The organism is Aeromonas sp. QDB31 (assembly GCF_027707605.1).
In the GTDB taxonomy this organism is placed as follows: Bacteria; Pseudomonadota; Gammaproteobacteria; order Enterobacterales; family Aeromonadaceae; genus Aeromonas; species Aeromonas media.
Genome location: NZ_JAPCIX010000044.1, coordinates 1 through 5,320, shown reverse-complemented (window position 1 = coordinate 5,320; position 5,320 = coordinate 1). Strand labels below are relative to the sequence as shown.

At 59.2% G+C, this 5,320-nt stretch carries 7 protein-coding genes; 4 read left to right on the top strand and 3 right to left on the bottom strand.

Going from position 1 to position 5,320, the window contains the following annotated elements:
* The first annotated feature begins 505 nt into the window (after positions 1–505).
* Both PG898_RS20980 and PG898_RS20975 read left to right on the top strand, forming a co-directional pair.
* Positions 506–634: a hypothetical protein gene (locus tag PG898_RS20980; protein ID WP_258555716.1), complete on the top strand. Its 129-nt coding sequence runs from the start codon at positions 506–508 to the stop codon at positions 632–634.
* A 108-nt stretch (positions 635–742) separates the two neighbouring features.
* A complete protein-coding gene (locus PG898_RS20975; RefSeq protein ID WP_114522571.1) occupies positions 743–982 on the top strand; it encodes a plasmid replication protein RepB in 240 nt (79 codons plus the stop codon).
* Between the two features lie 138 nt (positions 983–1,120).
* Here the strand turns inward: PG898_RS20975 and PG898_RS21285 are convergent, their stop codons facing one another.
* Entirely contained in the window at positions 1,121–1,315 is a 195-nt protein-coding gene (locus PG898_RS21285) for a metal-sensing transcriptional repressor (RefSeq protein ID WP_114522572.1), read from the bottom strand.
* Between the two features lie 224 nt (positions 1,316–1,539).
* On the opposite strand from PG898_RS21285, the gene PG898_RS20960 reads away from it, so the two are divergent.
* Together PG898_RS20960 and PG898_RS20955 are read left to right on the top strand one after the other, a co-directional pair.
* Complete coding sequence (locus PG898_RS20960) at positions 1,540–2,637, top strand: cation diffusion facilitator family transporter (protein WP_008786738.1); 1,098 nt, start codon at positions 1,540–1,542, stop codon at positions 2,635–2,637.
* 43 nt (positions 2,638–2,680) lie between these two features.
* Positions 2,681–3,058, top strand: coding sequence for an ArsR/SmtB family transcription factor (locus tag PG898_RS20955; protein ID WP_008786737.1), 378 nt, complete (start codon positions 2,681–2,683; stop codon positions 3,056–3,058).
* Between the two features lie 103 nt (positions 3,059–3,161).
* On the opposite strand, the gene PG898_RS20950 is transcribed toward PG898_RS20955, so the two are convergent.
* Positions 3,162–4,157 (bottom strand): plasmid recombination protein, encoded by a 996-nt coding sequence (locus tag PG898_RS20950; RefSeq protein WP_114522573.1) that lies wholly within the window; start codon positions 4,155–4,157, stop codon positions 3,162–3,164.
* A gap of 582 nt (positions 4,158–4,739) precedes the next feature.
* Positions 4,740–4,916, bottom strand: coding sequence for a hypothetical protein (locus PG898_RS20945; RefSeq protein ID WP_181824794.1), 177 nt, complete (start codon positions 4,914–4,916; stop codon positions 4,740–4,742).
* Positions 4,917–5,320 lie beyond the last annotated feature (404 nt).

The following is a 5,320-nucleotide window of genomic DNA, read 5'->3' as shown; positions in this document are numbered from 1 at the left end:
CGAGCGGGTGCAGGGGTCGGGCCGAACGGGGAATCCTCACATACGGCCCAGCGTGCGACGCGCACCATAGCCTCCCATGGCTCGCAACCATGGGGTACCAGCACCGAGCGCAACGGGGAACCAACCACGGCCAGCTCGATAAAAACGGCGCGGCAGTCCAGCCCACAGGTGGGGACTGAAGCAGGTACAGAGTGGCGAGGTGTGTCTCAGGAGCGCGTGAGGGGGAGCTGCCGCAAGCAGCCTCGATAGTCCTGAGCAAGGCGAGCTATCCAGCGTAACTACGTCATTTTTAACGTAGCCAAGCAGGAGGGCGAGCCTATCTTGAAGCGCAGCGAAAGATAGGCTCGCCGGTGCCTTACGCCCTTTTCTTTCAAACAAAAAAAGAGAGATGCTCTTGGCGAGGTGGGTAACTGCGCCCGTCCGTCCACATGCCATCGGTTCGGCTTGTGGGCGGCAGCAGTTATCCACGGAAGCGGGTTAGGTTTGGCTCTGGCCGGAGGTACGTATGGGGTTCGACAAGCCCCTGCTCGATTTAGGGAGCCGGATCAGCGTTGAAGGGGGCTTGCTCAACTTCGATTTGGAGGCCCAGAAGTGGCGGGAGTGCCTCATTGCCTTGGGCCTTGAGTTGGATTGAAAAGCATTTTGCCGATTCGACAAATCATATTTCCAAAGTGATTGACGGCCTCCCCCAAGAGGGTACAATCAAATTGTCGATTTGACGTTTCAAATATTGGATTTGATGATGCAGGAAAAAGAGGCCAAGACCATTTTCGACATGGGCGGATTCTCCAAGGCGATGATCGTCCCCACCCCTATGGGGGCTGGGTTCCATCTCCACCTGGTACGCTTCGGCAAGGGGGGCTCCGAGGTGGTAGAGCGCCAGCGCGGCGGCTGGCGGGTTTTCTCCTCGATGGATGCCGCGGCCAACACCGCGAATGGCATCGGCTTTCGCCGCATCGAGATCGACCTGAGCAGCCGTTAGGGCCGCCAGTGCGGCCATCGAGGCTGCCCAGCTAAAAACATCGTGCAGGCCAATAGGGGGCACCTCAGAAAACGGAAAATAAAGCACGCTAAGGCATAGCTGACCTTGCCAGGCCTGCTTCGCCCTGTAGTGACGCGATCAACGGGCAGGAAACATTCCCCTTTCGCGCTTGGCCGCCGTCACCGCGCTTTCCACCGCCGCGAGCTGGCGGGCGATGTCGAGGCAGGTTTCTCCCCCTTCGATCATCCCGATGACGTGCCGCAGATGCCCCTCGGCGCGCTTGAGCCGCTTCACCAGGTCGGGATGGGTGGTGTGCTTATGCATGTCTTCCATGCTGAAATCATATCCCCCCAGGGGGGATACTGCCACTGGATGTTAGATCAACGGCTGCTTGCCAGGCGGGGGGAATGGTCGCCGAGCCAGGCTAAGGCAATTGCCCGGAGCGGCATCCCGGCCGTGGTGAGACGCGAACACAAATGTGTACAACAATTCACATGAAAACATGTTCATGTGTTATATTTTGAGCCACAGTCAAAGACCCAGTTTCCCGAGGCCCCATGTCCCAATCCCACGCACATGACCATGGTCACGATCACGACCATGATCATGACCACACCCCGACCGTGACCAGCGCCAACGAGCGCAAGGTCCTGCTGTCCTTTTTCCTGATCTTCGGCTTCATGGTCGTGGAGGCCGTCGGAGGCGTGCTGTCGGGCTCGCTGGCCTTGCTGGCCGACGCGGGCCACATGCTGACCGACGCCGCGGCGCTCGCACTGGCCTACGCAGCATTCCGGTTCGGCCGCCGCGCGGCCGACAGCAAGCGCACCTTCGGCTACCTGCGCTTCGAGGTCATCGCCGGTTTCCTGAACGCCGTGACCCTGTTCGCGATCGTCGCTTGGATCGCCTACGAGGCGTGGGAGCGGCTGCAGGCGCCGCCCGTGATCCTGGCCGGCCCGATGATGATCGTCGCCGTGCTCGGCCTGCTGGTGAACGTGCTCGTGCTGTGGATCATGACCCGCGGAGAGACCGATCACGTCAACGTGAAGGGGGCCATCCTGCACGTGATGGGCGACCTGCTCGGCTCGGTCGGCGCCATCGTCGCTGCGATCGTCATCTACCTCACGGGCTGGACGCCGATCGATCCCATCCTGTCGGTCCTGGTCGCGGCGCTGATCCTGCGCAGCGCATGGAAGCTGCTCGCCAAGTCGATCCACATCCTGCTGGAAGGCGCGCCGGAGGATGCTTCGCCGGAGAAGGTGGAGCAAGGCCTGATGGGCGCCGTGCCGGGCCTGGCGGCCGTCAGCCACGTTCACGTGTGGCAGCTCACCTCCGGGCGCACGATGGCCACGCTGCACGTTCGCCCCAACGTGGACGAGGAAGCACGCGCCGTGGTCAAGCGCGTCGAAGCGGTGCTTCGAGAGCAATTCAGCATCGAACACGCCACGGTCGGGATCGACTGGAACTCGGGCACCGACGAGAACGTCTGCAGCTTGCAGCCCACGTCGGAGCGTCAGGACCACAGCGGCCACGATCACAGCGGTCATGACCACAGCGGGCACGACCACAGCGGCCATGATCATGGCAATCACAAGCATGGCGGCGGGCACAGCCACGGCCATGACCACGACCATTCCGCTCCTGGTCACAGGCATTGAGGCCGCGCGAGCCGGCTCGCACTCCACTTGAGGATTTGCATCCATGACGTCCCGCAAAACCACCAGCGCCGACACCGCGCAATGCTCGACCACCAGCCACGACGCGGCGACCGATGCCCTCGCAATGTCGCAAAGTGACGTCGCTGTTCTGGCCGAGACCTTCCGCCTGCTGGGCGACCAATCGCGATTGAAGATCCTGCTGCAGTGCATGCATGGCTCGGTCGCCGTGGGGGACATCGCCGAAGCGCTCGACCTGTCGCAGTCTCTGGTCAGCCATCACCTGCGGCTGCTGCGCGGTGCGCGCCTCGTGCGCGGCGAACGCCAAGCCAAGCACATCTTCTACAGCATCGCGGACCAGCACGTCAGCCAGGTGCTGCAGGACATGGCGGTCCACATTTCCGAGGACAAAGCCGACGACTGACCAGGCCCAAGCACCCAGGCGAATGGCAGGTTGCGAGGCGCCGGTACCCACGCCGCCGGTTAGCCTCAAGGACGTCCCAATAGGCCGACAACATGCCAAAGTCTCACGGCTCCATCCCCCCTAGCCCTCTGGTTCGTCTTGGCAGCAGCTCCCGCAGCTTCTCGTCGAGCTCGTTGTTTTGTTCCGAGAGTTGTTGGTTGTAGCCCTTCAGCTTCGAGATCTCAGCCTCCAACCGCTTCACCGCCTGCTCATGCAGCCCAGCATCCCACTTCAACCCCAAAAGCTCTTGTTTGGCTTCGCCTAACGCTCTCTGAGCTATTTCGGCGGCTAGTTCGGCCTGCTTGGCCTTCTCAAGCAGCTCCGCGCTGTAGCGGCCTTTCTGGCGGCTAAACAGCGCCTGTTTGAGTTGAGCATTCTCCTCCTGCAGGACGGCGTTCTCGCGCTCAAGGCGCTTGGCCTTGGCATGGCCGGTCACCTTATCGAGCATCGACGGTGCCGGCACCTGTCCGGCTGCCTTGCGGGGGTCGTGCGGTGCCCCGCCAGCGGCGCCGGGCTTGTACTCGCAGGCAATGTGCGCATTGACGGCCTGCCATGCTCGTTTCCGCAGGGCTGCAACCTTGCTGGCCCCGTCCAACCATGCCTTGGCCTGTAGCTTGCCGTCTCTGATCGGCGTTACGACAACATGAAAGTGCGGGCTGCTCTCGTCGGTGTGAAAGTCGATCCCAACGATGTTGTCCTCCCCGAACTCCTGCACCGCCCATGCTTTGACCCCCCGGGCTGCGAGATTCATCGGCTTAATAATGTGGAGTGGCCTCCCCTCTGGAAAGTCCAGTTCTGGCTCCTCTCGCCAGTCTGTCTGGTTGCCAAGCTGGATCACGAACTGGATGGCCTGAACGGCATCTTTGCGCTTGGCGAGCCCTTTGGCCTTGACCAGCGCCTCTGGTCTCCATGGTGTTACCTGGTGGCGGCCTTCTGGGGTAAACCATGCCTCCGGTCGGAGCTGGCTTTCGGTGGCGTGGAGGCGGAGGTTGTGCCCCTCTGCCCTGCCGACGGAGGAGGACTGCATCTTGTCGATCGCTAGCGAGAATGAGAGCGCCATTGTGTCTTTGCCCCTTGCTCTTTGGTCTCCGGAAACAGTACCAGATTGAGGAGGCAAAGTGTTCTCCTAACACTTTGGTGCCCAAAGTTGGAGCCCTGCGGGGCGAAAAAAACCTGCCGCACTGCGCTTGCCAAACCCAGAAAAAAGGGCAACTAGCGCAGTCTAGTTGCCCTTTTCTATTGGGTTCTCTTGAGGGGGCTTATGGCTCATTTATGAGGTCTTCGGTAGGAAGAGCCATTGGATTACCGTGATAGCCAAGCTCCAACAACTTAATGTGGTTGTCTGAAATTTTTTGGAAATGGAGCACCCAGTCAGACACCTTGTACTTGCTATGGAAAGAGCCTTTGAAACATGGATCTCCGATGTGGGCATGCCATAGAGCGAACGTTCTTGCGTGTTCCTCTATAGCTTCTTTGTTCGGATAGTGGTCAGGCACCTTGTACGATGGCGATACCTTCCCAATCCATGCCGGAGGGCCAAACAATCCATGTTTTTCGAAGTGATCGATGAAATCATCGATCTTGGACAAGGTGGTTTTAGAGTATCGCTCGTTGTAGTACTTCAGGAACGTTGTCCCGAAATCTACAGAGTTTTGTGGGGTGCTTTGGCTGCCTGTTTTGCCCATTCTCTGCGCTGTTCTCTAGTGAGGCCAGAGGGCATTCTAACAGACGGTTCTTCGGTTAACGAAATCAGACGCTGAAGCTCTACGCCAAATACTTTAACCCCTTGCAATTCAAGGTTTAAAGCTTGGAGTTTCATACAGAATCCTTTGGTGAGTAAGTGGTTTACGTTTTAAGTTTCTACGTTCACTTGCGTTTATTCAATATAAATCAACGAAAACGGATGCCACTCGAGATTGACGATCCTTTGGGATCCAGCGTAACCTGCTCGCCAGAAACGAAAAAACCGCCGTTAGCGCGGCGGTTTTTACGGGAACCCAAGTGTTAGCGCACCGGAGTTCCTGGGTAACAGCTTCAGGCGGAAGCAGCTACCGAATACCAATCAAGTTTAGCGGCAACCTGCCGCACCTTTCAAGCTAAATCCCGCCTGAACCCCTGTTACCGTTGGCCTCTGCCAATGGCGATAAGTCGTATCCGCTCGAATTGGAAGCATGTTGATGTTGTCGAGCGGGTGCAGGGGTCGGGCCGAACGGGGAATCCTCA